The following is a 23,500-nucleotide window of genomic DNA, read 5'->3' on the forward strand; positions in this document are numbered from 1 at the left end:
TAGAAGGTGTCGCAACAGATGATGACGCTATACCCTGAAATAAAACCTTATCAACGCCACCAGCTGGCGGTAGATAATATTCACCGACTGTATTTGGAAGAAAGCGGTGATCCGGATGGCATTCCGGTGTTGTTTATTCATGGCGGACCAGGTGCCGGTTGTGATAAAAATACGCGGCGTTTTTTTGATCCCGAGCGTTATCGCATTATTGCTTTTGATCAGCGGGGTGCAGGTCGTTCGACCCCTCATGCCGAATTAAAAAATAATAACACGCAGGCATTGATCGCTGATATTGAAGCCATACGCCAGTTTTTGAATATTGAGCAGTGGGTGTTGTTTGGTGGTTCCTGGGGTTCAACTTTAGGGCTGCTGTATACGCAGGCTTATCCTGAGCGAGTCATGGGTTTGATTTTGCGCGGTATATTTTTGTGCCGTGAGCAGGACTTACGCTGGTTTTATCAACATGGAGCGAGCTTGGTTTTCCCTGATTACTGGGAGGATTATGTGCATCCGATAGCGCTATCGAAACGCAATGATTTTATTCATGCGTATTATGAGTTGCTGACCGGTGATAATGAATTGGCAAGAATGGGGGCGGCGAAAGCCTGGTCAGTCTGGGAGGCGCGCTGTGCAACCCTGCGTCCTAGTCGCGATCTGGTTGACCATTTTGGTGATCCGCATACCGCGTTGGCATTGGCGCGAATTGAAGCACACTATTTTGTCAATAATAGTTTTATTGAACCCAATCAAATTCTAAATAATGCGAATAAGTTAGCGGGCATTCCCAGTATTATTGTGCATGGCCGTTACGACATGGTGTGCCCGTTAGACAATGCGGTGGCATTACATAATGTGTGGCCCGATAGTCAGCTAAATATTGTGCGTGACGCAGGGCACTCTTCATCTGAGCCAAGTATTATTGATGCTCTGGTCCGGGCAACGCGTGATATGGCGCGGCGATTTCGTCCTGAGGATGAGGGAGATGATGCTTCCGATTGAGCGGGGGATAATTAACTATTTTTTTGAGGTAGCTATTGAAAGCATTGATACAGCGAGTTTCGACAGCCAGTGTTGTTGTTGATAATAAAAAAATTGGCGAGATAGGTCAGGGCTTGTTAGTTCTGTTAGGGGTAGAAAAACAGGACAATGAGCAAAGTGTTGAGAAAATGGCGGCGCGTTTGACTGCTTATCGGGTTTTTTCAGATGCTGAAGGAAAAATGAATTTAAGTGTCAGTGATATCAATGGCGCTATGCTAATGGTTTCGCAATTCACTCTGGCAGCAGATACTCGTAAAGGTTTACGGCCCGGTTTTTCTTCGGCAGCAAGTCCTGATTTAGCTGAACATTTGTACGAATTGCTGGTCGAGACAATTAGAAGGCAATCCGTTGTTGTTGAGACAGGTCAGTTTGCTGCCGATATGCAGGTTAGCTTGGTCAATGATGGGCCGGTTACGTTTTTATTGGAAGTGTAATAGCTAGAGTGAGGGTGTTAAATGTTAAAGCCAGTAGTGTTAAGTTTATTGTTAGTTTCTTCAACTGTGGTGGCAGAAAAATCTTTATGGGATAAAACCAAAGATGCCAGTAACAATGCCTGGGAAGATACCAAAGAAATCAGTGGCGAAGCATTGGATAAAACCAAGGAAGGCAGTAAGGACGCGCTGGGGAAAACCAAAGAAGTAAGCAAGGATGTATGGGGCAAGACCAAAGATACCGGCGGTAAGATTTGGGATAAAACAAAAGATACCAGTGGTGATGTTGCAGAAGACGTTAAAGAAGGTGGCTCTGGTATTTGGGGTGACGTAAAAGATTGGTGGAATGATCTTTAGGCGCGTTATTCAAGCAATAAGGATTTATTAAACATCACCATTCGCGGTTCATCACTGCGCAAATCATAAATGATAACAAAGGTTGCTTGATCGTCACTATCATTTACCTCCAATAGCCATGGCTTATCATCGATAGTGAAGGTCATTTGGCCGCGGTAGACGGTCGTTTCCATGTGGTATTGTTGGTGACCTAAATAGCTGATAATTTCTGACGTGGTAAACGGTGTGTTGTCGATTGTACCAGCGATGTCGATATTTTTATCTTCGGCGTCGTCGGCCTTGCCGCTACTAAATAAAGCTAATAGGCGTAAAAATTCGTCTTCCGCGACCTGTTGGTCGGTAGCCACTGAAATACCGTCTGTTGCTTCAGGTTTGCTGCTGTTAGAAAGTAACGCTTGTTCCCTGAGTAACCTTTTAAGTCGGGTTATTTCTTTTCTGGCATCTTTGTTGTTAGATAGATTTTTAACTAATTCAGGCAGATTGCTATTTAGAGCTTTGTTTAGTGCGATATCTAACGCGGTAAGCGGAGTGCTGCGCTCCTGATTAGCTAGCAACAAGCGCTGCTGGGTAATAAGTGTTGAAATATTTTCAAGCACCGTTTCCGTAACGGCAATCGAATCCTGGATGTCCAGAATATTGGCAGCGGTGGCGTCATCCGGGTTTAGGCTAAAAGCCTGTTTGGCTTGTGCCAGCTCTTTTATGTAAAGATTTTTTTCTTTACGCAACAGAAAAATATTGCGCTGATTCTCGAACAGCTGTTTGCGTGAAAAATCGACAGTATCCACTTCAGCTGCCGCTGCGGTAAGCGGGCAGGAAATTACGGCGAACAATACCGCGAATAGGCTGAATGCAATGTAGTAGGATGAAAGTGGCATATTTGTAATTATACGGTCATAGATGTTTTATTATGTCATAAAAATAATTGACCAGTTTAACTCTGTTCATAATAAGGTAAAAAATCGGTATGGAAACTTCAATGAGGCAAAATAAGAAATGGTCTGCTGCCCAGTGCCTGGCATTAGTGGAGCAATCCCCACAAGCTGTGGCGGCTCATGATGAATCTGCCTGGATGGCAATCTTTGCAAATCAGAATACGGTGGAAGATCCGGTAGGGTCAGCGCCTCATCACAGTAACCGTGAGGGGGCGGCGGGCTTTGAGCCATTACATCGCTTTTATCAAACCTTTATTGCCGCGAATAAGATTAGCTTTCAAGTGCGGCAGGATATTGTCTGTGGTTTGTGGGTGATGCGTGATTTAACCATCACTATCGAGATGGTGGCACGATTTAAAATAGCAGTGCCAATGCACCTTTTGTATGAGCTCGAGGAACAAGGGGGGGAGCTAAAAATACGTCGGCTGGCAGCACACTGGGAGCTGCGGCCAATGCTGGGCCGACAGTTAAAGGGAGGGTGGCGCGGTCTGGTGGCGGGCACGCTTGCTGGGTGGCGGCTACTGCGTTATTTGGGTATTAGTGGCACTATCGGATTTAGTCAGGCCTTAAGCAGTGTAGGTGAACCGGGTAAGCAGCAAGTTATTGAATTGCTTGCCTCCTTTAATGAACAGCAACTAACATCCGTGGCTAACTGGCGTTGTCTGGTGGCAGCGAAAGAGTCTCCCGAATTATTAACGGCAGCCCATTTATCGGTAGAAAAAGTATTGGCAGCGGGGTTGAACGTCACCGCCAGTTGTCAGCTGCAGCAAAATGATCAGAGTTTTGAAGGGGTAATGTTGGTGACGTTTAGTAAGGATCATCAACGGATTGAAACAGTGTTGTTGATGCTTGATAGTACTAGCGCAAACATTACCTGAAAAATATCACTGGCGATCGGTGTCCATTGTTAGGGTAAAGTAGTCATTGCTCATTTTATTTTTTAAACAAATAGTAGGTCGCTATTTAACCCGAAGCGGACATCAACCCTAACGGTTTAATTTAGCTTCCCATGATTGTTGTTAAACCATCGCGGACATTCCTGCCTTTAACCCTTTTCAGTGAAATATTCACTTTTTTCTACAAAGTGACGGAAAACCTTACAAAACCGGTTTGACTGACTGTTTTGTTGAGTGAGATTATCGCCACACAAAAAAGCAACAGCTAAGAATCATTGAAAAATAACAATTATTAAGGATGTACCATGAAGTTATCAGCCTTTTTCCAACAGCTTTCATCAAGCCTAGTACTATTGGTCGTCTGCTCAACAGCGAGCGCTGCGTTAATTCCTGTCAACCTGGCTATGCAGGGTACTGTTAGCCAAGAAAGCAATCCTTCTTTTTTAACTGAAACTCAAACGGGTGGTGGAACAGGTTTTTATGACACAGAAAATGATGTGCTGTCCTACACCTATGCTATTACTGCTGTAACTGACATTTATGAATACGATCTGACAGGCAATTCTACACTAATAACAGCAACTGGGGCTGGTATTGGAGCCTATACCAGCTGTACCAATGTTCGTGACGACTACCAGATAAATATTTGTTCATACTTTTCAATCGGTACTGATACCCCGTTTCAACTCTCAACATCCAATATTGACGAGAATGGTAATGGCATATTAATTTTTGACTTTACTACATCCGATGACGTTCATTATGACATTGCCTATACGGTTACCAGTGCAGTACCTGTACCGGCGGCCGCATGGTTATTTGGTTCCGGGCTAGTTGGTCTGGTTGGGCTCAAGCGTAAAAAGTAATCAGTTTTGCTAATGTACTAGAATGGCTCCTTCGCTACCTTTTTTATTCTGGCTAATGTCCGTTATTGACACGGAGCTGAGGTGAGAAATAGTGAAAACGTTAGGTGTGATGGCAGCTTTTGAATTAAGATCTGTCGCTATCTTGAATTTAGTTTACATGTAAGTGAAAAAGAACTTTTTCGGGAGTTGTTGACCCGTAGCGGACATAAATAAGGGCGCATTGAGATTGACCAACAAAGATACAAGCAGGATAATAAGCACTAATAATAAAAACTAATTATCTCGAATAAGGATTTTTCAATGTTAAAGCAATTTATGGTGCTTTTGACTTTATTATTTTCTGTTTCAACAAGTGCAGAAATACTCAAAGCGTTTGGCAGTGGCAATAACACCTTTTTTTCCTTTGATCCCAACACGGCCGATCTTACCTTAATTAAAAATCAGGGCTATTATGCGATGGACTTTGCTCCCGATGGTAGCCTTTATGCAGTAGATAGGGCTGAAAACTCTTTCTATCAACTTGCAGAAGATGGATCACGTACTCACTTAACCGATGTTGGCTACGATGACTGGGGTGGTGGATTTACTGTTTCTAATGATGGTCAGTACGCATACTGGTCTAATAGAGCCTCACTCTCTGATAATTCAAGCCTTCTTTATCGAATGAACCTTTCTGGTGGCCCTGTTGAAAGCTTAGGGGCTATCAATGGAATCCTTGGTGTTAGCGATATTGAATTTGGCTATGATGGAACACTTTACGCAATGTCGGGTATGAATGTTTCGCCGGATGGAGCGCTTTACTCTATCGATCTTAATACCATGCTAGGCACTAAAGTCAGCTTAGACTATTTAGGGCTAAAGGATTATTTAGGTAGAGATGTTGGTAGTAATACACTTATTACAAGTCTTAACGCCACAGCTGGCGGAATGAATATGCTTGTTAAGCCGGAGAACGACCCAAATAGAAGTTATTATATGGGTACAATTGATCTTGAAACGGGTGAAGGAAGCTTTGATTATTCAAAGCGAGTTACTCTAAATGGAGGCAGTTATACTGCCGGAATTGACGTGGCATTTTTGACACCAGTACCTGTTCCAGCCGCTGCATGGCTATTTGGCTCAGCATTGATTGGTTTGGTTGGGGCTAAGCGTAAGAAATAAATTTTGATTTGTTTAATTAAAAGGCCCCTTAATCGGGGCCTTTTTTTGTGCCTGCTAATGTCTCTTAATGGCACAGAAGCGTACATCGCTCCTGATTGCGCCCCTGGTCGCTACCTGACCCATTGCTGACCATACAGTTTCGCTGTTCAAGGATGGATTGGCTTTTAGAAAGTTGAAGCAGTTGATACAATTCAGGCTCAATAACTATAAAAACTTAGGCAGACCTTAACGTGGCACTCCCCTTTTCATACCTATTTGCCCTATTAATTTCTATATCTGTTACTGCTTGTGGTGGTGGCGGAGACAGCCCTACTCCTTCACAAACTGATGAGATAGTTTTTGACCCCTTGGCCGAAGTCAGCGCTACAGGACCATATGTATCAGCAATAATAACTTTTGAAAGTTTACCTTCGTCTATAGATGTTAATTATCCTGAGACTCTTCCTGAGACTGGTACAGGTCGCATAGAGTATTCATTTGAAATAATTTTTGATGTTGATAATGACATGAGGGTTAGCGAGGGTGATATTAAATTTTACACTTACCATGCAAAAGAAGAGGGTGATTTACCCAAAAGCGTTAGTTTTGATAGTTTTTCAGATCAAGATGTCTTGAGATATGAGGGAGATAATAGATGGATAGGAACAAGGGGAGGCATGGAAATTCAAGTAATAAATAATGACTTGGTTTTTAAGGTACCTGTATCAATACAGGAGGGATTAGATAAAATCTCAGAATACACACAAATTCGAGCGAAGCTAAATATTGCTATTCCATCTTTAAATACACGAGACTACTTTCCAACCAGTACAGACTTTACCCAGTCACAAAGTAATTTTAGCCTTCTAGATGAAGTTGGTGAAAATCCATCACCTGATTTTTTAGATATTAGCGAAATATCTATAGTCTTTTCTGAAGAGTAAGTGTTAAGAGGCGGGGCCCAACCAGAATTTTTTTGCGAATGACTGCTTTTGACCCTTAGCTGCCATTTACAATGTTCAGTATTAATGGCACGCTAGTGGTATAAATATAATAATCGTAATGGAGTACTTCCTATGAAATTAATAATAATCTTATGTTTTTCAGCACTAATAAGCTCATTATCTCATTCGGAATTCATTAATAATGGATACTATACAAATGACTCAGAGACATCGTTAAATTGGCTGCATTTAGATATAACAGCAGGGTTAAGCGTTGATCAAGTGTATGTGGAAATAGGTGCGGGTGGCCAATTTGAGGGGTGGAGATATGCGACATTACTTGAAGCTCAGAGTATATTATTAATATCAGGCTTAAATTCTGATTATGGAGATGAGAATCCTCCAACCTCTATTAGAAATGGTATTGACAACCTTGGAAACAATTTTGGGTTTACCTTTCAAAATATATCTTCAACATCTAATGGGGCTAGTGCATATGGATTTATAGGAGATTCGGCATCAGTAAGTGCGCAAGTATATCTTGGAGGTAACTATCTCTACGATAAAGGTGGTAATGATTTTGCTCTAGTTAGTTTTTCTGGATCATCATCACGATCTAAAGATTATATAGATTCGACCTATGGCCATTTTCTTGTGAGAAGCTCAACGCCATCTCCTGTACCTGTTCCCACCGCGGCTTGGTTATTTTGCTCAGCATTGATTGGTTTAGCTGGAATTAAATGTAAGAAGTAACTTTAAAAGGGTTAGATTAAGGCTCTTTTTATGGAGCCTTTTTAAATTCTGCTAATGACTGTTGTTGGCACTACAGGGTCTATTGATACGTTGTTATCGCGATAGTCGCAACCGAAAGCAGACGTAATTGATTTGAGGTCGACTAGATCTTCGCTATAATAAATGGTTGCTTATACTAATAATAAATGAGGATATATGAATGAAAAAATCAGCATTAGCTTCGGCTAGATTAATTTTTTTATTGATTTTAAGTCAGTCTACGCTAGCAAAAGTAGTAACTTGGTCAGGGATCGTGGAATCTATTCAAGAAAACGAAAGAGTTATAACTTTTGATTTTGCACCAGCCTCATCCGAATATGGATATATAAATTTTCTGACATATGATACAGAATCGTCCAAGCTAGATATAACCATCGATTGGTATAGAAGAAATGAATATGGGTATGTTTTGTATGATGAGAAAATCACAGAAGAAATACATGTTGGTGACGCAACTAGCCCAGCGGATAGCGGTATAAGGCAGGTAGTAAGCTGTATATCAAGTTCTGGTTATTGCGATTACTTAAATTATGGCCCCACTGATTTTGGATTGGTTGATTTTTACATTAACATAGATGAAGTAACTATGTCCTTAAGTGCCAATGGACCTGTATCTAGAGAAGGAGGTTGGCCCTCTGCGACCTCTAATACTGAGTTATATTTTGTCTTGCCTATACCCGCTGCAGCATGGCTGTTTAGCTCTGCTCTAATTGGTCTAGTGGGGTTTAAGCGCAAGAAATAACATACCTCTAAGTTTATCTGCAAGGCTATTTCGGTAGCCTTTTTTATTCTTCTTTGGTCCGCTTTTGGCACATTTCGACAATTATAAATTTTAGCTTCATCGAATTATCTGGTCCGTTTTTAACCATATAGCAGACTGTATGACCCGGTTCGGTCTGTATCTTAATTTATATCAGACTGAATGTAAGTCACTACGGGGATTTCCCTCATGGCCTATAGACACTTAATGGTGATGTCCCCCAACACCATGGGCGTGACCGTGCGCTATTTCATCCTGAGTGCCATCACGGACTGCCATAATTTCTACATCAAAACGAATATCCTGACCGGCTAGTGGGTGATTTAAATCAATGTCTACACTGAACTTTCCGACCTTAATGACAGTAGCGGTGCGACGGCCTTGTTCGGTATCGATACGAACAATTTGGCCGGGTTTTAGCTTGCCTTCATGCTTTAGATATTTTGCTGAGATTCGGTCTTTTTTGTTCTCATCACGAAGGCCATAAGCCATTACCGCCGCTAAATTAATAGTAAAGCTATCACCTACCGCTTTGCCCATCATGGCCTGTTCGACACTTGGCAACACATTGTCTGCACCGACTAAAAATAAGGTGGGTTCGCCATCGCGGGTGGTTTCAAGTTGCTCATTGGCACTGTTGAATAGGGTGTAATGAAATGAGACGACTTTGTTGGCACTGATTTTTTCGCTGCTATCACTCATGCTGTGGCTCGTTAGGTGGTTATGGGGTGGTCAAAATGGGCGGCTATCTTAATACCAAAGTGAGTGTTGCACAACTTGACCTGTGCATCAGGGTCGTGAGCTAATAGCTGACAATCGTTAAGCATAAGAGTGTCACCTGTGGCCGATATACTCCCTTTTAAACCGCGCGCGAAAGCGGCAAAACCCAAGCAAACGCTGTGTAAAAACGGACACCATAAATGGAAGGTAGTGAGCTCGCAGCAGTTTGATGTTAAGCAAGGGCGGTTAGTCACAACCTCAGAGTGTACTCGCTGCGGTAAGCGCAAGGTGCAGGCATTATAGACGTTCTCCGTAGTATAAAAAAACCCGGCATTTGCCGGGTTTTTTTATACTACGTTGGTTGTTTTTAAGTACTGCTGGATTTAATAGCCAGTTCGCCGGCAGTAAATAAATGGACATCCCGCTGCGGGAAAGGAATTGAAATTCCTTGTGCATCAAATTCCCGTTTAACGGTTTCAGTGACATCCCAATAAACATCCCAGTAGTCTTCTGTTTTTACCCAGGGGCGACAGATAAGATTGACTGAAGAGTCGGCCAGCTCGTGCACGCGTACGCGTGCTTCCGGCTCGTCTAATACCATGGGGTGATCGTTTAGTATATTGAGTAAAATATTTTTTGCTACTGCGAAGTCTTCATTATAAGCAATGCCAAATATCATATCGATGCGGCGCTGGCTACTGCCAGTAATATTGGTGATGGCATCTCCCCAGACACTGTTATTAGGTATCATGATTAGCTGGTTGTCCAAGGTTTTTATGGTGGTCGAGAGTAATGTCATGGAGTCAACCTGGCCAGTAACACTTCCCACTTTAATCACATCACTCACGTCATAAGGACGGTAAATTAAAATCAGTACGCCGCTGGCAAAATTACTCAACGTACCTTGCAAGGCTAAACCAACTACCAGTCCTGCCGCACCGATCAGCGCTAGCATTGGGCCGATATCGACATCTAGTAAAGTCAGCGACATGATAGTACCGATAATCAATACGGTACGTCGCGCTGCCACTTTAATAAAAGATTCTAATAATACAGATACTTTGCTGCTGGTAGAGATTCTGTCAGCAAGCTTGGTAGCGAGATTGGCTAAAAGAATCACAAACACCATAGCGACAAAAAACTTTATAAAGTTTTCCAGTAGTAAGACGCCGCCTTCCTCTGATCTCATCCAGGAGGTGATGGCCAGCATGGCTGTTGAGGAATTGGAGATATCAACTTTGACACCAGAGACTGCGTCTGCGTAAAGTCGAAGCTCACTGGGGTCGCCGCCTTTTTTTTCCCAGGCGGCTAACACGATATTTAAACGGTTGATGATGGCGCTTTGTTCAAGGCCGCCTTGAGTGATTTCGCCAGCTAGCTGCTCTTTTTTATTATTGGTGAGGTCGAGTGTTTCAGTCAGATTTTGCTGTGCAACCGGGTCCTTGCTATTAAGTGACTTGTCGAGTTTGGAGGCACTACGCCCAAGTTTGTTTGCGAGTATTTGTTCCTGTGAAATCTTTGTGACGTGTTGCTTGAGCAACTGTTGCCAGGCATTGGCTTCAATCTCTAGTTCAGATATAGATAAAGGCAGTACCAGTAATTCCAGGTCTTCCGTAGCGATGGTTGCATCGCCGGTTGTGGTGGCCTCATAGCATAGCGCATTGGCGCTAAAAAAAGTGGCGATCAACAGATAAAACAAAGAATAGAAAAATTTGAAGTGAACTATACGATACGGCATGGATTTACGTTCCTGAAAATAAGAGTTGGAAAAGTTGACAAAGTTATTGGCCTACTTCAATTTTTATGGGTATCCACTTGTCTTGAATATTATTGATGATACCTCTTTTTTTTAATTGCACTAATGCCTGATTGAGTTCAGTTAATAGCGTAGTATTCTTTTTATTTACCCCCCAGGCTAAATATTCAGTTGTCAGTGGACGGTAGAGCGCAATCAGGTCATTTTGATTGGGTATTTGTGCCAGTTGCCAGCTGGTAGGCGCGTCGTGAATAAAAAAATCGATCTGCTGTTGGCGTAAGCCAGCAAGACCTGCTTCAGGGGTGTCGTAGCCACTGATAATTGCGGTGGGCAAATTTTGACGGACATATTGTTCACCCGTGGTACTCTTTTCCACGCCGATACGAATGCCGGGTTGGCGCAGCGCTGCGGGCTGGCTTAGCCTGACGATATCGCTACTGCGAATAATCGCCATTTGGCCTATTTCCATGGTGGTGTCAGTGAAGTTGATTTTTTGTTGGCGTTGCGGGGTAATACTCATGCCTGACATGATGACATCTATTGTGCCTGCTTGTATCGCGGGTATCAGTTCGTCCCAGTCTAGGCTTTTAAATATTATTTTTTTCTTGAGTAATAGGCCGAGTTGTCGCGCAGTATCGATTTCAATCCCTTGTATTTCTTCATTAACAGTAAATGCCATTGGTGGATATTCAGGGTTAACACCTACAATGAGAGAGTCGTCACCCAGTGTGAGAGTTGGTAATGTTAGCAATAATATAGAGATTAGAATGGTATAGGTAACCGAGTTAATCCAGGTTCTTGGCTTGTTCATAATACAATGATCCCTGTTTTTGATGGTCGATATCGCAGTTAAATAATGAAAGCTGTAGCTATAATCTAAAGTTATGATCAATATGCGATAAATTTGTACGGCTGTAAATGTTTAGCTAATACTGCACTATATAAAATGCCAGCAAGCATAACGAAAGGTATCAGGTATGCATACTGAAGTTCTCTGCCACGAATGTGATTGTTTTATGAGTTGTGAGTCCCTGTCTAGTGGGCAAAAAGCCTGCTGTCCACGGTGTGGCGCGGTGTTGCTAGAGTATAAGCCAGATATGATTAACCGTACGCAGGCTTTTGCTATTGCGGGTTTACTATTTTATTTACCTGCCAATTTAATGCCAATAATGACCTTCGAGATGATGGGGGTAACAGCGACTAATACTATGCTGCAGGGGGTACAGCAGTTGTTTAGCGGTGGTTTTTGGTGGATGGGTTTGCTGGTAATGTTATGCAGCATCGTAGTGCCGCTACTGGATTTATGTCTGTTATTTCTTATCGCGATACTGTTAAAAACACAGAGAAAACATGCGTTAACGCTTCAGTTACTTGTGTGGCGGCATCATTTATCCGAGTGGGCGATGCTGGAAGTGTATATGCTGGGTATATTAGTGGCGTATATAAAAATGAGTGATATGGGTGGCATCGATGTTGGTATGGGGATGTATTGCTTCGCCGGGATGTTGTTAGCAGCAATTTTTGCATCATCAAGCTTTGATTCCAGGCAAGCGTTTGAAATGCTGGAGGCGCAGAGTTGATGTCGACCGGTATTGCGCAAGGCAGAATACTCTGTATTCACTGCTATAAAATAGTTGCTGTAGCTGCCGACCATAAACAAAATCACTGCCCTCGTTGTAGAAGTAAGTTACACCCACGCCTGCCCGATAGTCTGCAAAAAACATGGGCGTATTTAATTGCCGGAGCGGCAGCCTTTATACCTGCAAATATTTATCCAGTGATGACAGTCGATATGTTTGGACGTGGCCACCCGGATACCATTGTATCTGGTGTTATAACGCTATTGCAGGAGGGAATGTATCCAATTGCTGTGCTGGTGTTTATTGCCAGTGTGTTAGTGCCGTTATTCAAGTTGCTGGGGTTGTTATTGTTATTGCTAGCGATTAAGCAGCGCTGGCGGATCAATCGGCGACAAGCAACGGTGATGTATCGCTATATTCATTTTATCGGGCGCTGGTCTATGCTGGATTTATTTATGATTTCAATTTTAATTACGCTGGTCGATATGGGAGGGGTGGCCACTATTCATGCTGGTACAGGTGCTACTGCATTTGCTACGGTTGTCGTGCTGACAATGTTAGCGGCAAATGCTTTTGATGCTCGGCTAATTTGGGATTTGGTGGACGAAAATGACAGCTAATAATGATAATTCAGATAAAAATTTAACGGTACCAGTGGCTGCTGCTATTGAGAAAAAAAGTGGACTTTCCATTGTTTGGTTGTTGCCGGCAATTGCTGTGTTAGTTGCGTTATGGCTGGTTTATAAAAGCATTATTAATGCGGGCGAAGAAATAATTATTGAATTTCCATGGGGGGCAGATATTAAAGCTCATGAGACTGAGCTTATTTTTGAAGGCTTGACTATGGGGGTCGTTAAGTCAGTGATGCTGAAAGAGGATTTGAGAGGAGTAAAAGTAGCTGTTGAAGTCAACAAAAAAGCAGCAATGGCCTTGCAGCATGATACAGTTTTTTGGTTGGTAGAACCGGAGGTGTCATTGTCCAGGATTGCAGGTTTGGAAACTTTAGTGTCGGGTAAATACATCACTTTTCAATTGGGCGATGTGACTGGAAAATTAAAGGCTGACGCGCTTCGGGAGTTAAAGCCGAAAAAATTCCATTATTTAGCCTTGGCAGAGGCGCCGCCCAAGCCTGAGTACATGGGAGGAATAAATTTAGTATTAAGTTCTGATCAGGCGAGTTCCTTGGAAAAAGGCACGCCGATTTTATTTCAAAAAATAAATGTGGGTATGGTTGAGAAAACTCGTTTAGCGGATGATGGTAATAGTGTATTGGTTGATATCTACATTAAAGAGGAATACAAACATTTAGTTAACACAGATACGCGTTTTTGGCGGGTAGGCGGACTCCAGATTGGCGGCGGTTTAGGTAATATAAAAATTAATATGGAATCATTTCAGACACTACTTATTGGCGGCATCACTTTTTCCAAACCCAACGAAACTAACGGTGGCAAGCCCGTGAACGCCGGTGATGCATTTGAATTATTTGAGGATAAAGCTGCGGCAATGGATAGGGGAGTGGCAATTGAATTGGTATTTAATACCGGTGAGGCGGTAAGCGAAGGCACCGTGATTAAATATTTAGGGCAGACAATTGGTGAAGTTAATACTGTCACACTGAGCGACGACCTGACGACTTTGACTGCGCGTGCTGTGTTAACTAAAGGGGGCAATCGAATTGCGCGTAAAGACAGTGTTTTTTGGTTAGTAAAACCGGAGCTGGGTTTGGCTAAAACGCGTAATTTGGAAACGCTGGTTACGGGACAGTACATCGCGGTTAGTCCGGGCAAAGGGGAAAAGACGCATCATTTTGTCGCCTCGTTAAATTCGCCATTGGAAAAAGCCAAATCGACAGGTTTAAATTTAGTGTTGCAAGCCACTACCTTGGGCTCTATACGCGAGGGTGTGGCGTTGACCTATCGCAATATTGAAGTAGGCAAGGTGAAGGGCTATGAGCTGGGCCCTGATGCGAGTCAGGTCCTGATTTATGTCAACATTGATGAACGCTATCGTCAGCTGATTCATGACAATACGCGCTTTTGGAATGCCAGCGGTATTGGTTTGGATGTCGGTTTATTTTCCGGAGCTAAAATTCGGACTGGCTCATTAGAATCGATGTTAGAGGGGGGTATTGCGCTGGCGACGCCGAATCAAGATCAGATGGGAGAGCTTGCTAAAGAGGGGGCTGTGTTTCCATTGGCGGCGGAAGTGAATGAGGAGTGGCTGAGCTGGCAGCCCAAAATAGATATCCCACCCGCTGAATAGAGGGTGGGAGTGTTAGTTTAAGCGATGTGTAATTGCTCGTTGATTTTTTCCAATATCTTTTGGGTTTCCTGTTTGCCTTCCACGGCAGCCATAACCAGCGCTAGCCCCATCATATGTTCGACAATGACATCTTTTATGGCAAGGCCTTGGGCTTCGGCGGAGTCACGTAGAAACAGGAAGGCGCGAGCGCCGATATCATCAATAATTTCCTGATTGGATTCACGCTTAAACGCGTTTAACTGGACTACGTTGTCATTGGATTGCATGGCAGCTCCTGAGAAAAATGGTAGTGGTTTGCCCGTATCCTACCGACAATCAATTGACTCCTAGTATATGTCTTGGAGTCAAAATTTTATCTAGGTAATTACCACTAAAGAGCCGCTGAAATCCCTTATACTGGCGCCAGTATTTTTCCATCCGTCGCTAGTAACCAGCTGATTTATAAGGGATAATCCGGCAGTATTTCACAGTTCACAAAACGGTATAAATTATGTCCGATCAGTTCAATATCGCCGCCGATGGCGTTGAACAAATCTCCCTTAAAACCTACACCGAGAAGGCTTATCTGGATTATTCCATGTACGTTATTCTCGATCGTGCTTTACCTAATATTGCCGATGGTTTGAAACCAGTGCAGCGGCGCATTGTGTATGCAATGAGTGAGCTGGGCTTAAAGGCAGCGGCAAAATACAAAAAATCGGCACGTACCGTCGGTGATGTAATTGGTAAGTTTCACCCCCATGGTGATACCTCGGTGTATGAAGCGATGGTATTAATGGCGCAGGACTTTTCCTACCGATACCCGTTGATTGATGGTCAGGGTAACTGGGGCTCTAGTGATGACCCAAAATCTTTCGCGGCGATGCGATACACCGAATCGAAACTGGCGGGCTTTGCGGAATTATTATTGTCCGAATTGGGTCAGGGCACGGTTGAGTGGCAAGCTAACTTCGATGGCACTATGGATGAGCCCAAAGTATTGCCATCAAAAGTGCCAACGGTATTGCTCAATGGCACTACCGGGATTGCGGTGGGTATGGCAACGGATATTCCTCCCCACAATATGCGTGAGGTGGTAAGCGCCTGTATTCATTTGTTAGATGAACCCAGGGCCAGCATTGAACAATTGATGGAGCATATCCAGGGGCCGGACTTCCCAACTGACGCAGAGATTATTACCCCCAGAGCAGATATCCTGAATATCTACAAAACGGGCAAAGGTAGTATTCGGATGCGAGCCCTGTGGCAGAAAGAAGGGACTGATATTGTTATTACCGCGTTACCGCATCAGGTGTCTGGTGCCAAGGTTTTGGAACAAATTGCCCAGCAAATTCACGCGAAAAAATTACCGATGGTCGCAGATTTGCGCGATGAGTCGGATCACGAAAGCCCGACTCGTCTGGTTATCATCCCGCGTTCAAATCGTGTAGACGTCGAGCCGATGATGAATCATTTATTTGCGTCTACTGATCTTGAGAAAACCTATCGGGTCAACCTCAATATGATTGGTATTGACGGCAAGCCGGAAGTAAAGACGCTGGATAAAATTTTATCAGAATGGCTATTGTTCCGGTCCGAGACAACAAAGCGTCGCTTGCAACACCGTTTGCAAAAAGTAGAAGAGCGCTTGATGCGATTGGCAGCATTGATGATCGTGTATCTCAATGTAGATGAAGTCATTCGCATTATTCGTGAAGAAGAAAATCCCAAGCAAGAATTGATTGCGCGCTTTGATTTGGTCGAAATGCAGGCCGAATATATTTTGGAAACCAAATTGCGTCAGTTGGCACGTTTGGAAGAAATGAAAATCAAGGAAGAAGAAGAGGCACTGGAAAAAGAAAAGGAAAATCTGGAACAGATTATTGGCTCGCCGCGTCGACTAAAAACCCTGGTACGCAAAGAACTATTGGCTGCTGTTGAAGAGTATGGCGATGATCGTCGGTCGCCAATAGTCAGTCGTGAAGAGGCAAGAGCCTTTAGCGAAGAAGAATTAATGACCACCGAACCAGTTACCGTAGTGTTATCGGTTAAGGGCTGGATACGTTCGGCGAAAGGGCATGAGATTGATCCGCAAAGTTTAAGTTATAAATCAGGTGATAGTTTTCATCTGGCCGCGAAAGGTAAATCTAATCAGTCGGCGGTTATTCTGGATTCTGGGGGTAAGGCTTATACCGTCAGTGCGCATAGCTTGCCATCGGCACGAGGTCAGGGAGAGCCACTTACTGGTCGTATTAACTCGCCCTCAGGTGCCAGTTTTGAAGGCCTGATGATGGGTGGCCAGGACGAATTGTATTTGTTGGCCTCTGATGCCGGTTATGGTTTTGTAGTCAAGCTGGCTGATCTGCAAACCAAAAATAAAGCGGGTAAAGCGGCATTGTCGTTACCGAAAGGCGGGCAAGTATTACAGCCAGGAATGGTTGGCGGTACTCATACTGATGGTGCTTTTGTCGCAGCAGTTACCAATGAAGGCCGGATGTTATTGTTCCCCTTATCGGAGTTGCCGACCATGGCGCGTGGTAAGGGTAATAAAATTATTGGTATTCCTGCGTCGAGAGTGCAGGCGCGTGAAGAGTACTTGATTGCTGTCGCGATACTTCGCGAGACTGACACATTGCGAGTTTACGCCGGTAAGCGTCACGTTAATATGAAGTTTAGTGAGCTGGATCATTATTTGGGTGAGCGCGGCCGCCGAGGGCATAAATTACCCCGTGGCTTCCAGAAAGTAGATGCGGTGGAAGTGGTGAGTAAAGAGGCTAAAAAGCCCGAATAGTATGGGTATTACCAAAGTCCGACGGCTTAGCGCCGAGCCGTGGGTACTGCAGTTAGCATTACTGAGTTGCTTTGGCGCGGCTTATTATTGCTGACAACTCTGGCTTGATGGGTATTGATTTAAACGGGCTGATATTACTGCCGCCCGTATTACCTGTTGGTACAAAGCCAATAGCCGTTTTGGTAGCGGCGCCTAATATCCTTATTAATTGACCAACAATCTCACCAACCCGGCGTTGCCTTAGACCCCACAGCAACATCAAGCAATGTACTTTAACATGATGATAGGTCGACTCTTGGCCTAACACGTGGGCATTTTCAAGGTGAGAAAATTCGACAGCAAAATCACCTCTGTTGCGATAATTTTTGGCGGCGGTAATTTCCATCGCTACAAACGGTGCAATACTTTTCGAAAATTTAGACATTATGCTCTCCGATAGCCAAAATCAGGTCGCCTTGGTTAATGGCGGAAAAATCTTCACGCCAATCGCGTAATACGGGTGATGTACTTCCGGCTAATCATTGAATATTGATAAAAGAATATCAAGCCATGTGTCGTTATACTTTGCGTCATTGGCAGATTTTCTAAATGACACTGCCTGCTCGTTTGCTTTATTTATACCTGCTATATTCTCTGGTGTTCCGGCCAATTGGCCATGAGACTCGGCTTGCTTGTTGGCGGCGTCAGCACGCCGTTCGTAATCTTCTGACTGTTGAAGGCGTTCCGCTGATGTTGTGACACAGCCACAGAGAAAAAAGGATAGATACACTAGCGATAAAAATTTCATAGTATCTCTCTTGGGTGACGATGTCATACCGCTAACCCTGAAATTAAAATTGTACGCTTTACGATTTTAACCAGCGTTGGTAATTCGAATCACGACTTTGCATATCCATAAACAGCCAGACCATGCGGTCTACAAACCACGATTTGAAGACCATTATCCAGATGTTGCCTAACAACAAAGCCGAAAAATTTAAACTGTATAAACCAAAAATAAAAATGGGGAGGCCGAGAGCTGATAAAATTTGAAGAAGCTTTGCAGGCTTTACATGATGCATGGGTATGGGCACATGTTTGCGGTTTAGATAGATGCGTTCACCAAATGTTCCCATCGATGCCCAGTTGTTAGTTGTTATTGGAACAGAAAAAACCCGTGGGTTAAGCCATGCCCATAAAAAAGCAAGGCTGATAGGAAGTACTGAGTATAGTCCGATGAGTTCTCTTGACCAAAATGCGATCGAGATTAAAGGTAAAATTGTAAACCGGGTATAGACACTCCAGGGATTTGCATGTCTTTCCCAGATGGAGTCGTCCATGGACATCAGTTTTTCGGTAAGTCTAGCGAAGTCCATTGATCGCCTCTAAGTCAAAGCACGGGTGAGTTGGATTTTTTCTGCCCCGTCGTTTGTTTTGTCAGTTTGGCATTTAAAGTGGTTAATTGCTTGTTAATTAGCGCTTGATAAGGGTCAACTAAATTACTTAAAATGACCTTGTCTTTAGTGGTATTAAATTTCGCCTTATTAACTACGCTGGTATGGGTATTTAAATTATTTAAAATTAATAATTGATGGCTGCTGCCAATCGCCTGCTCCAGGGCATTGATATTTTTTTGTCGTAGAAATAAATGGTCAATTGTATTCAGTGACTTTTCTCGTTGGATTTCATCAAGCAGGGATACCACCGCTCTAATTTGCAGTGGCACATAATGCTGTTCACGCCATAATAAAATTAAATAGCCAGCGCACAATGCCCTGAAGGGGTAGTTGTCACCATCCTTGGGGTGAAAGCGAATACAGTAACTATTACTGCGCTCAACACTGACGGAGCCGTCATATAATTTTGCCACCATGTTTAGCTGCTGTTGCAAAGTCGTTAGCATGTCAGCTAATTGTGACGGGTTGTGGCTGTGTCTTAGATTATCAAAGTCCTGTAATTGAATCAGTAGCATTGCTTCATCGTCGACCGTCGCTGGTATCGCTGCAGGCTGAGGTGACGGGGTTTCGACATCGGTGGCCGGCGTTGTACGTTGCTTAATAATTGCATTAGCGAGCTGGCTGATTTCATCGTTGCCACGGTAAGCGAAATGTAAGCGCTGACGCTGTGTTAAAGGGGTGGTGGCGATGACCTGTAAATCTTTCAGTGCGGAGCTGAATTGACGCGCTGAAAACAAGCTTAATAAAAAAACTAAAGCGGCCAAGAGTATGGCGAGGATTACCAACTGCCAGGCCAGAGAGAACGCTTGCTGGTGAAGGCTGCTAGTGTCCAGCGTAATAATGGCGTAGCCGGCAATGCTATCCTGAAAGGTGATGGAGGCTGATAGCGTTTGGCCGCGGGCTTTGGAGGCTCCTGCAGCCGCAACGGGACGGTTCTGAATGTCGTAAATAGCGCCGCGCACGATCAACGGGCTTTCTACTAATTTGTTAAGCAGGGATTGCAGGCTAAGTTTATCGCCCTGAACCAGCGGGTTGCTGGCATCATTAGCAAGTTGCTGCGATAGGCTTTCACCAAACAGAGTGCTGCTATGTTCTATTAGCTGCCGATTGCTCTGGTAGCTGGCTAATATAAGTACCAGTGCCGCAATGAGGCTTAATGCGGATGTTAGCAGGGCGATTTTCTGCGCAATGGGGGCCTGTAGAAACCGCTGGATTATTTTATTATTTGGCATGAACAGCTATTAACTAGATAAAAGGGTGGTGTATGGCATCGCCGTTGAGCTTGAGTATAAACCAAGCGAGATTTGTTTGTGTTGTAATTTGGTTCCATCGGCCGCTACCGTTACAATAGCGCCCATAAACCAGTCGGCCTGCTCGTTTTTTATGCGTGCAAATGACTTAGCTATTGGCTATTGAGTATGAATGTGTGAAAGAGATTATTTTAATTAACATTGCCGGGGATGATAAACCGGGTTTGACCTCGTCAGTGACAGAAATTCTAGCCAGCTATGATGTGAATGTATTGGATATTGGCCAGGCAGTTATTCATGACACCCTGTCGCTGGGTATTTTGGTGGAAGTGCCAACATCGTCTGAGTCGTCGCCATTGCTGAAGGATATTTTGTTCCGTACCCATGAATTGGGTTTAACGGTGCGTTTTTCCCCTATCAATGAGCAGGATTACGAGCATTGGGTTTCGGGACAGGGCAAACCACGGCATATTATAACCTTGCTGGCGCGGATGATTACCGCTGAGCATATTTCAGCGGTGACGGCGGTGGTGGCCAATAATCAATTGAATATTGATCGTATAGATCGCTTGTCCGGGCGCATTGCGCTGGATGATGTGCTGCAGCAAAACAAAGCCTGTGTAGAGTTTTCCGTGCGCGGAGCGGTTACCGATATTGCCGCTTTTCGCAGTCAGTTGATGGAGCTGGCTATTCAGTTTGATATCGATATCGCCTTTCAGGAAGATAATATGTTCCGGCGTAATCGCCGCTTAGTAGTGTTTGATATGGACTCTACTTTGATCGAAACCGAAGTGATCGATGAGCTAGCCAAAGCTGCTGGTGTGGGTGAGCAAGTAGCGGCAATCACCGAGCGGGCGATGCAGGGTGAACTTGATTTTACTGAGAGCTTTAAAGCGCGAGTCGCACTCTTAAAAGGTTTGGATGAGTCAGTGCTGGCGGGTATTGCTGCCAATTTGCCTATTACTGAAGGTGCAGAGCACTTGGTCTCTACCCTGAAGAAGCTGGGCTACAAAACGGCAATTCTCAGCGGTGGCTTTACTTATTTTGGCGAGTATTTACAAAATAAACTCGGTATTGACTATGTGTATGCCAATACGTTAGAAATTGAACATGGCAAGGTCACAGGTAATGTTTCTGGACGGGTGGTTGATGGTGACCGTAAAGCTGAATTACTGCAGGAAATTGCCTCACAGGAAAGGATTTCTTTAGAGCAGGCAATTGCCGTTGGTGACGGCGCTAACGATTTACCGATGTTGAGTATTGCCGGTCTCGGTATTGCCTTTCATGCCAAGCCGATAGTGAAAGAATCTGCCAAGCAATCCATTTCAACGTTAGGTTTGGATGGGATTTTATATTTATTGGGGATTGGCGATCGCCATGTCGCTCCGCAACAGGAACCCGAGTCGTGAAAGTTCAGCTGCTAGTCTTTGTGGTGCTAGCCCTTAAGCAATATCAGTAAACTCGTAATCCATTTTTTTGGAAGGTGCAGCCATATACGAGCCCTGAATATAGTCGACGCCAATTTGCCAAAGCTGGGCTAAAGCGGCTGCGTTTTCAACCCCGCTGATGATGGCTTTGGCGTCCTCTTCACCGATACTGCTAACCATCGCTTTCAGCGATTGTGTATCGCCACCATTTTGCAACGCTTGTGCAAACTCGGCAGCTATTTTTACATGGCTGGCATGTACTTGCTGTAAGATTTTAAAGGGATCATCTGCTTTACCAAACCCGGAGATTGAAAGTTTGCAGCCGAGTTCGCCGATAGCATCAGAAAATATTTTGGCGGGCTTCAGGTAGTTGGTAATATCAGTTTCTAAAAATTGCAGTATCAGTGATCCCGGTGTTATGCCGCCTGCTTTTAATGCGACGCCCAGCCATGGAATCAAGCTTTCATCTTGTAGCGCGTTAGCCGTTAAATTAATGAATAAGTGAGTAGCATGATTCTGTTCCAGTTCTGACGCTAGCTGTTTGGTGGCTTCCAGGATGATCCAGCGATCAAGTCGAGTATTTACGCCGCCAAAATTCATGTTTTGTAAAAACTGATTGGCATGTAATGCTTCACCGTCTTCACCTAGCATAGTGGTGGTGACTTCATAGTGATCGCCGCCGCTGGAGCCTCTTAAACTGACTACCGGTTGAAAGTTTAGCGTGAAGCGAGAATCTTCAAGCGCTTCTTCAAGAAAACTGTCGAGTTCGTCATCATTGGATGAATCGCCGAGCGTTTTCTTTTCACGAACGGGTATGTGAACCTCGGCACTATTACCGGTACCATCTTCATCGCGTAATGACTCAGCGGTATTAAATACCAAATCAATGAGGTCATTTGCGTCACGTTGTAGTTGGCCGTTTATATCTAATAAACCAATACTTGCTGTGCATTGCAGCGATTGTCCATCGATTTCAATAATGTGCTGCGCGAATTTACTACAGAGATCGTCAGCATATTTTTTGGTTTTATCAGTGCTGCTGTCTTCTATTAGCATAGTAAAACCGTCATCACAAAAATGTGCTAAACAGCTAACATTGTCGCTATGTTGTTGAATAAAGTTTGCAATGTCTAAAACGATATTGTGAGCCTGAGTAATGCCAAAACGACTGCGTAGTGCAGTAAATTTATCGATGCCAATAAATAATAAGACTGCTTGCCCGGTTCCTGCAGCGGCTTGTTTATTTGATGAGTCCAGTTGTGAAAGGAAGTAATCGTGGCTATAGAGGCCAGTTGCTGGATCACGATCGAAATTGGCAACAGTCTGACTACTTGCATTGCTACTGTGTTCTTTGATGCTAAGTTGAATACAGTCTTCATCATCAAATACTGCGCAGCTTAGTTGCATTACTGCGGTAAAGTTTTCGCCGCTTTTTTTAATGGCGGTGAAGCTGAAGTCGGTGCTACCACTGCCATTGTTGATTTGTGTTTTTAGTAGCCCTTTGAATTTATCTTGATCAGCATCGCTAATTAAATCAACTACCGGAGCACAATCCAGATCGTCAATACTGTCATAGCCAAAACGTTCACCAAAAACGTCATTACAGCTGACTAACATGCCGTCAGCGACATAAGCAATAGCATCTTGTGACTCTGATAGTAATAATTCAGAACGTGCTTCTGCATCACTTAGTTTATCGAGTGTGCTGGCGAGTTCCCGGCGTTGTTCCAAGTTGCGTAGTTCGCGTAACGCGGAATGAATCAAGTGCTGGTCTTGTTCGCTACTGATAACGTCGGTGGCGCCGGCTTCCAGTGCCGCTTCTATATTATCGTCACGGATAACGATGGCAGGTAAATCAAGGGATAATTTGGCGAGTTGTTCCAGGCATTGCTCAACGGCAATCTCCGGATGCTTATCATTGGCAATTAACAGGTCCCAGTGGTCTTTTTCCAGCGTGCTGTGCAAATCTTCAGGGGAGGTGGCGCGGTGTACCCTGGTAACGCGACCTGCATTTCTGAACAAACTTACCAGGCGCTCGCCTTCGTTGTCTGACTCATTAATTAATAATAATTTTATAGTACTTTTTCTGGCCATGAATCCTTCGGCACCCGGGTTGGGTTCTAAAAATGAGGAAAAAAAG

25 protein-coding genes are annotated in these 23,500 nt (G+C 43.9%); 15 read left to right on the top strand and 10 right to left on the bottom strand.

Annotated features, from left to right (window positions below; all coding sequences use genetic code 11):
* Positions 1-18: 18 nt before the first annotated feature.
* The 3 genes from pip to UNITIG_RS13800 are packed head-to-tail and all read left to right on the top strand — an operon-like array spanning position 19 to position 1,826.
* Complete coding sequence (gene pip / locus UNITIG_RS13790) at positions 19-999, top strand: prolyl aminopeptidase (RefSeq protein WP_101758899.1); 981 nt, start codon at positions 19-21, stop codon at positions 997-999.
* Between the two features lie 35 nt (positions 1,000-1,034).
* On the top strand, positions 1,035-1,472 hold the full coding sequence (gene dtd / locus UNITIG_RS13795) for a D-aminoacyl-tRNA deacylase (RefSeq protein ID WP_101758900.1): 438 nt from the start codon (positions 1,035-1,037) through the stop codon (positions 1,470-1,472).
* 21 nt (positions 1,473-1,493) lie between these two features.
* Entirely contained in the window at positions 1,494-1,826 is a 333-nt protein-coding gene (locus UNITIG_RS13800) for a hypothetical protein (protein ID WP_101758901.1), read from the top strand.
* Between the two features lie 5 nt (positions 1,827-1,831).
* Here UNITIG_RS13800 and UNITIG_RS13805 read toward each other — a convergent pair whose 3' ends face one another.
* Positions 1,832-2,701 carry a hypothetical protein gene (locus UNITIG_RS13805; protein ID WP_145999171.1) on the bottom strand — a complete coding sequence of 290 codons (870 nt, stop codon included), beginning with the start codon at positions 2,699-2,701 and terminating at the stop codon, positions 1,832-1,834.
* A gap of 89 nt (positions 2,702-2,790) precedes the next feature.
* Between UNITIG_RS13805 and UNITIG_RS13810 the strand changes: the two genes are divergently transcribed.
* The 6 genes from UNITIG_RS13810 (at position 2,791) to UNITIG_RS13835 (ending at position 8,138) form a co-directional block, all read left to right on the top strand.
* Entirely contained in the window at positions 2,791-3,636 is an 846-nt protein-coding gene (locus UNITIG_RS13810) for a ketosteroid isomerase family protein (protein WP_145999172.1), read from the top strand.
* Between the two features lie 323 nt (positions 3,637-3,959).
* On the top strand, positions 3,960-4,520 hold the full coding sequence (locus UNITIG_RS23600; RefSeq protein WP_200821292.1) for a VPLPA-CTERM sorting domain-containing protein: 561 nt from the start codon (positions 3,960-3,962) through the stop codon (positions 4,518-4,520).
* Between the two features lie 300 nt (positions 4,521-4,820).
* Complete coding sequence (locus UNITIG_RS13820) at positions 4,821-5,681, top strand: VPLPA-CTERM sorting domain-containing protein (RefSeq protein ID WP_101758904.1); 861 nt, start codon at positions 4,821-4,823, stop codon at positions 5,679-5,681.
* A 230-nt stretch (positions 5,682-5,911) separates the two neighbouring features.
* Positions 5,912-6,604 carry a hypothetical protein gene (locus UNITIG_RS13825; protein WP_101758905.1) on the top strand — a complete coding sequence of 231 codons (693 nt, stop codon included), beginning with the start codon at positions 5,912-5,914 and terminating at the stop codon, positions 6,602-6,604.
* Between the two features lie 132 nt (positions 6,605-6,736).
* Positions 6,737-7,357, top strand: a complete 621-nt coding sequence (locus UNITIG_RS13830) for a hypothetical protein (RefSeq protein WP_101758906.1) — start codon at positions 6,737-6,739, stop codon at positions 7,355-7,357.
* A gap of 199 nt (positions 7,358-7,556) precedes the next feature.
* Entirely contained in the window at positions 7,557-8,138 is a 582-nt protein-coding gene (locus UNITIG_RS13835) for a hypothetical protein (protein ID WP_101758907.1), read from the top strand.
* A 222-nt stretch (positions 8,139-8,360) separates the two neighbouring features.
* Here the strand turns inward: UNITIG_RS13835 and UNITIG_RS13840 are convergent, their stop codons facing one another.
* Positions 8,361-8,858 (bottom strand): peptidylprolyl isomerase, encoded by a 498-nt coding sequence (locus UNITIG_RS13840; RefSeq protein ID WP_101758908.1) that lies wholly within the window; start codon positions 8,856-8,858, stop codon positions 8,361-8,363.
* A 138-nt stretch (positions 8,859-8,996) separates the two neighbouring features.
* Here UNITIG_RS13840 and UNITIG_RS13845 point away from each other — a divergent pair, with 138 nt between their 5' ends.
* Positions 8,997-9,179 (top strand): hypothetical protein, encoded by a 183-nt coding sequence (locus UNITIG_RS13845; RefSeq protein WP_101759288.1) that lies wholly within the window; start codon positions 8,997-8,999, stop codon positions 9,177-9,179.
* A 64-nt stretch (positions 9,180-9,243) separates the two neighbouring features.
* Here the strand turns inward: UNITIG_RS13845 and UNITIG_RS13850 are convergent, their stop codons facing one another.
* Both UNITIG_RS13850 and UNITIG_RS13855 read right to left on the bottom strand, forming a co-directional pair.
* Positions 9,244-10,614 carry a mechanosensitive ion channel family protein gene (locus UNITIG_RS13850; protein WP_101758909.1) on the bottom strand — a complete coding sequence of 457 codons (1,371 nt, stop codon included), beginning with the start codon at positions 10,612-10,614 and terminating at the stop codon, positions 9,244-9,246.
* A 43-nt stretch (positions 10,615-10,657) separates the two neighbouring features.
* Positions 10,658-11,443 (bottom strand): transporter substrate-binding domain-containing protein, encoded by a 786-nt coding sequence (locus UNITIG_RS13855; protein WP_101758910.1) that lies wholly within the window; start codon positions 11,441-11,443, stop codon positions 10,658-10,660.
* Positions 11,444-11,609: 166 nt separating this feature from the next.
* On the opposite strand from UNITIG_RS13855, the gene UNITIG_RS13860 reads away from it, so the two are divergent.
* Genes UNITIG_RS13860 through UNITIG_RS13870 form a run of 3 tightly spaced genes read left to right on the top strand, consistent with a single transcriptional unit; the run spans position 11,610 to position 14,477 of the window.
* Positions 11,610-12,212, top strand: coding sequence for a paraquat-inducible protein A (locus tag UNITIG_RS13860; protein WP_101758911.1), 603 nt, complete (start codon positions 11,610-11,612; stop codon positions 12,210-12,212).
* On the top strand, positions 12,212-12,832 hold the full coding sequence (locus tag UNITIG_RS13865) for a paraquat-inducible protein A (RefSeq protein ID WP_101758912.1): 621 nt from the start codon (positions 12,212-12,214) through the stop codon (positions 12,830-12,832). The genes UNITIG_RS13860 and UNITIG_RS13865 overlap by 1 nt, the downstream gene beginning before the upstream one ends.
* Complete coding sequence (locus UNITIG_RS13870; RefSeq protein WP_101758913.1) at positions 12,822-14,477, top strand: intermembrane transport protein PqiB; 1,656 nt, start codon at positions 12,822-12,824, stop codon at positions 14,475-14,477. The genes UNITIG_RS13865 and UNITIG_RS13870 overlap by 11 nt, the downstream gene beginning before the upstream one ends.
* Positions 14,478-14,494: 17 nt before the next feature.
* Here UNITIG_RS13870 and UNITIG_RS13875 read toward each other — a convergent pair whose 3' ends face one another.
* On the bottom strand, positions 14,495-14,743 hold the full coding sequence (locus tag UNITIG_RS13875) for a hypothetical protein (RefSeq protein ID WP_101758914.1): 249 nt from the start codon (positions 14,741-14,743) through the stop codon (positions 14,495-14,497).
* Between the two features lie 224 nt (positions 14,744-14,967).
* Here UNITIG_RS13875 and parC point away from each other — a divergent pair, with 224 nt between their 5' ends.
* Complete coding sequence (gene parC, locus UNITIG_RS13880; RefSeq protein WP_101758915.1) at positions 14,968-17,247, top strand: DNA topoisomerase IV subunit A; 2,280 nt, start codon at positions 14,968-14,970, stop codon at positions 17,245-17,247.
* Between the two features lie 58 nt (positions 17,248-17,305).
* Here the strand turns inward: parC and UNITIG_RS13885 are convergent, their stop codons facing one another.
* The 4 genes from UNITIG_RS13885 to UNITIG_RS13900 form a co-directional block, all read right to left on the bottom strand.
* Positions 17,306-17,671, bottom strand: a complete 366-nt coding sequence (locus UNITIG_RS13885; RefSeq protein WP_200821293.1) for a DUF3703 domain-containing protein — start codon at positions 17,669-17,671, stop codon at positions 17,306-17,308.
* 90 nt (positions 17,672-17,761) lie between these two features.
* Positions 17,762-18,034 (bottom strand): hypothetical protein, encoded by a 273-nt coding sequence (locus UNITIG_RS13890; protein WP_101758917.1) that lies wholly within the window; start codon positions 18,032-18,034, stop codon positions 17,762-17,764.
* Positions 18,035-18,092: 58 nt separating this feature from the next.
* Entirely contained in the window at positions 18,093-18,602 is a 510-nt protein-coding gene (locus UNITIG_RS13895; protein WP_101758918.1) for a DUF6653 family protein, read from the bottom strand.
* A 14-nt stretch (positions 18,603-18,616) separates the two neighbouring features.
* Positions 18,617-19,915, bottom strand: coding sequence for a hypothetical protein (locus tag UNITIG_RS13900; protein WP_101758919.1), 1,299 nt, complete (start codon positions 19,913-19,915; stop codon positions 18,617-18,619).
* 194 nt (positions 19,916-20,109) lie between these two features.
* On the opposite strand from UNITIG_RS13900, the gene serB reads away from it, so the two are divergent.
* Positions 20,110-21,342, top strand: coding sequence for a phosphoserine phosphatase SerB (serB, locus tag UNITIG_RS13905; protein WP_101758920.1), 1,233 nt, complete (start codon positions 20,110-20,112; stop codon positions 21,340-21,342).
* Between the two features lie 33 nt (positions 21,343-21,375).
* Here serB and UNITIG_RS13910 read toward each other — a convergent pair whose 3' ends face one another.
* A complete protein-coding gene (locus UNITIG_RS13910; RefSeq protein ID WP_101758921.1) occupies positions 21,376-23,454 on the bottom strand; it encodes an EAL domain-containing protein in 2,079 nt (692 codons plus the stop codon).
* Positions 23,455-23,500 lie beyond the last annotated feature (46 nt).

This window comes from Oceanicoccus sp. KOV_DT_Chl, assembly GCF_900120175.1.
Lineage (GTDB): Bacteria > Pseudomonadota > Gammaproteobacteria > Pseudomonadales > Dasaniaceae > Oceanicoccus.

Bases quoted from the DNA above. Each gene is read 5' to 3' on its own strand.
- UNITIG_RS13805 (WP_145999171.1), bottom strand. From the start codon at position 2,701: ATGCCACTTTCATCCTACTACATTGCATTCAGCCTATTCGCGGTATTG.
- UNITIG_RS13830 (WP_101758906.1), top strand. From the start codon at position 6,737: ATGAAATTAATAATAATCTTATGTTTTTCAGCACTAATAAGCTCATTA.
- UNITIG_RS13800 (WP_101758901.1), top strand. From the start codon at position 1,494: ATGTTAAAGCCAGTAGTGTTAAGTTTATTGTTAGTTTCTTCAACTGTG.
- UNITIG_RS13820 (WP_101758904.1), top strand. From the start codon at position 4,821: ATGTTAAAGCAATTTATGGTGCTTTTGACTTTATTATTTTCTGTTTCA.
- UNITIG_RS13865 (WP_101758912.1), top strand. From the start codon at position 12,212: ATGTCGACCGGTATTGCGCAAGGCAGAATACTCTGTATTCACTGCTAT.
- UNITIG_RS13890 (WP_101758917.1), bottom strand. From the start codon at position 18,034: ATGAAATTTTTATCGCTAGTGTATCTATCCTTTTTTCTCTGTGGCTGT.
- UNITIG_RS13850 (WP_101758909.1), bottom strand. From the start codon at position 10,614: ATGCCGTATCGTATAGTTCACTTCAAATTTTTCTATTCTTTGTTTTAT.
- UNITIG_RS13840 (WP_101758908.1), bottom strand. From the start codon at position 8,858: ATGAGTGATAGCAGCGAAAAAATCAGTGCCAACAAAGTCGTCTCATTT.
- UNITIG_RS13885 (WP_200821293.1), bottom strand. From the start codon at position 17,671: ATGTCTAAATTTTCGAAAAGTATTGCACCGTTTGTAGCGATGGAAATT.
- UNITIG_RS13910 (WP_101758921.1), bottom strand. From the start codon at position 23,454: ATGGCCAGAAAAAGTACTATAAAATTATTATTAATTAATGAGTCAGAC.
- UNITIG_RS13810 (WP_145999172.1), top strand. From the start codon at position 2,791: ATGGAAACTTCAATGAGGCAAAATAAGAAATGGTCTGCTGCCCAGTGC.
- UNITIG_RS13900 (WP_101758919.1), bottom strand. From the start codon at position 19,915: ATGCCAAATAATAAAATAATCCAGCGGTTTCTACAGGCCCCCATTGCG.
- parC (WP_101758915.1), top strand. From the start codon at position 14,968: ATGTCCGATCAGTTCAATATCGCCGCCGATGGCGTTGAACAAATCTCC.
- UNITIG_RS23600 (WP_200821292.1), top strand. From the start codon at position 3,960: ATGAAGTTATCAGCCTTTTTCCAACAGCTTTCATCAAGCCTAGTACTA.
- UNITIG_RS13855 (WP_101758910.1), bottom strand. From the start codon at position 11,443: ATGAACAAGCCAAGAACCTGGATTAACTCGGTTACCTATACCATTCTA.
- UNITIG_RS13870 (WP_101758913.1), top strand. From the start codon at position 12,822: ATGACAGCTAATAATGATAATTCAGATAAAAATTTAACGGTACCAGTG.
- UNITIG_RS13860 (WP_101758911.1), top strand. From the start codon at position 11,610: ATGCATACTGAAGTTCTCTGCCACGAATGTGATTGTTTTATGAGTTGT.
- pip (WP_101758899.1), top strand. From the start codon at position 19: ATGATGACGCTATACCCTGAAATAAAACCTTATCAACGCCACCAGCTG.
- UNITIG_RS13895 (WP_101758918.1), bottom strand. From the start codon at position 18,602: ATGGACTTCGCTAGACTTACCGAAAAACTGATGTCCATGGACGACTCC.
- UNITIG_RS13835 (WP_101758907.1), top strand. From the start codon at position 7,557: ATGAAAAAATCAGCATTAGCTTCGGCTAGATTAATTTTTTTATTGATT.
- UNITIG_RS13875 (WP_101758914.1), bottom strand. From the start codon at position 14,743: ATGCAATCCAATGACAACGTAGTCCAGTTAAACGCGTTTAAGCGTGAA.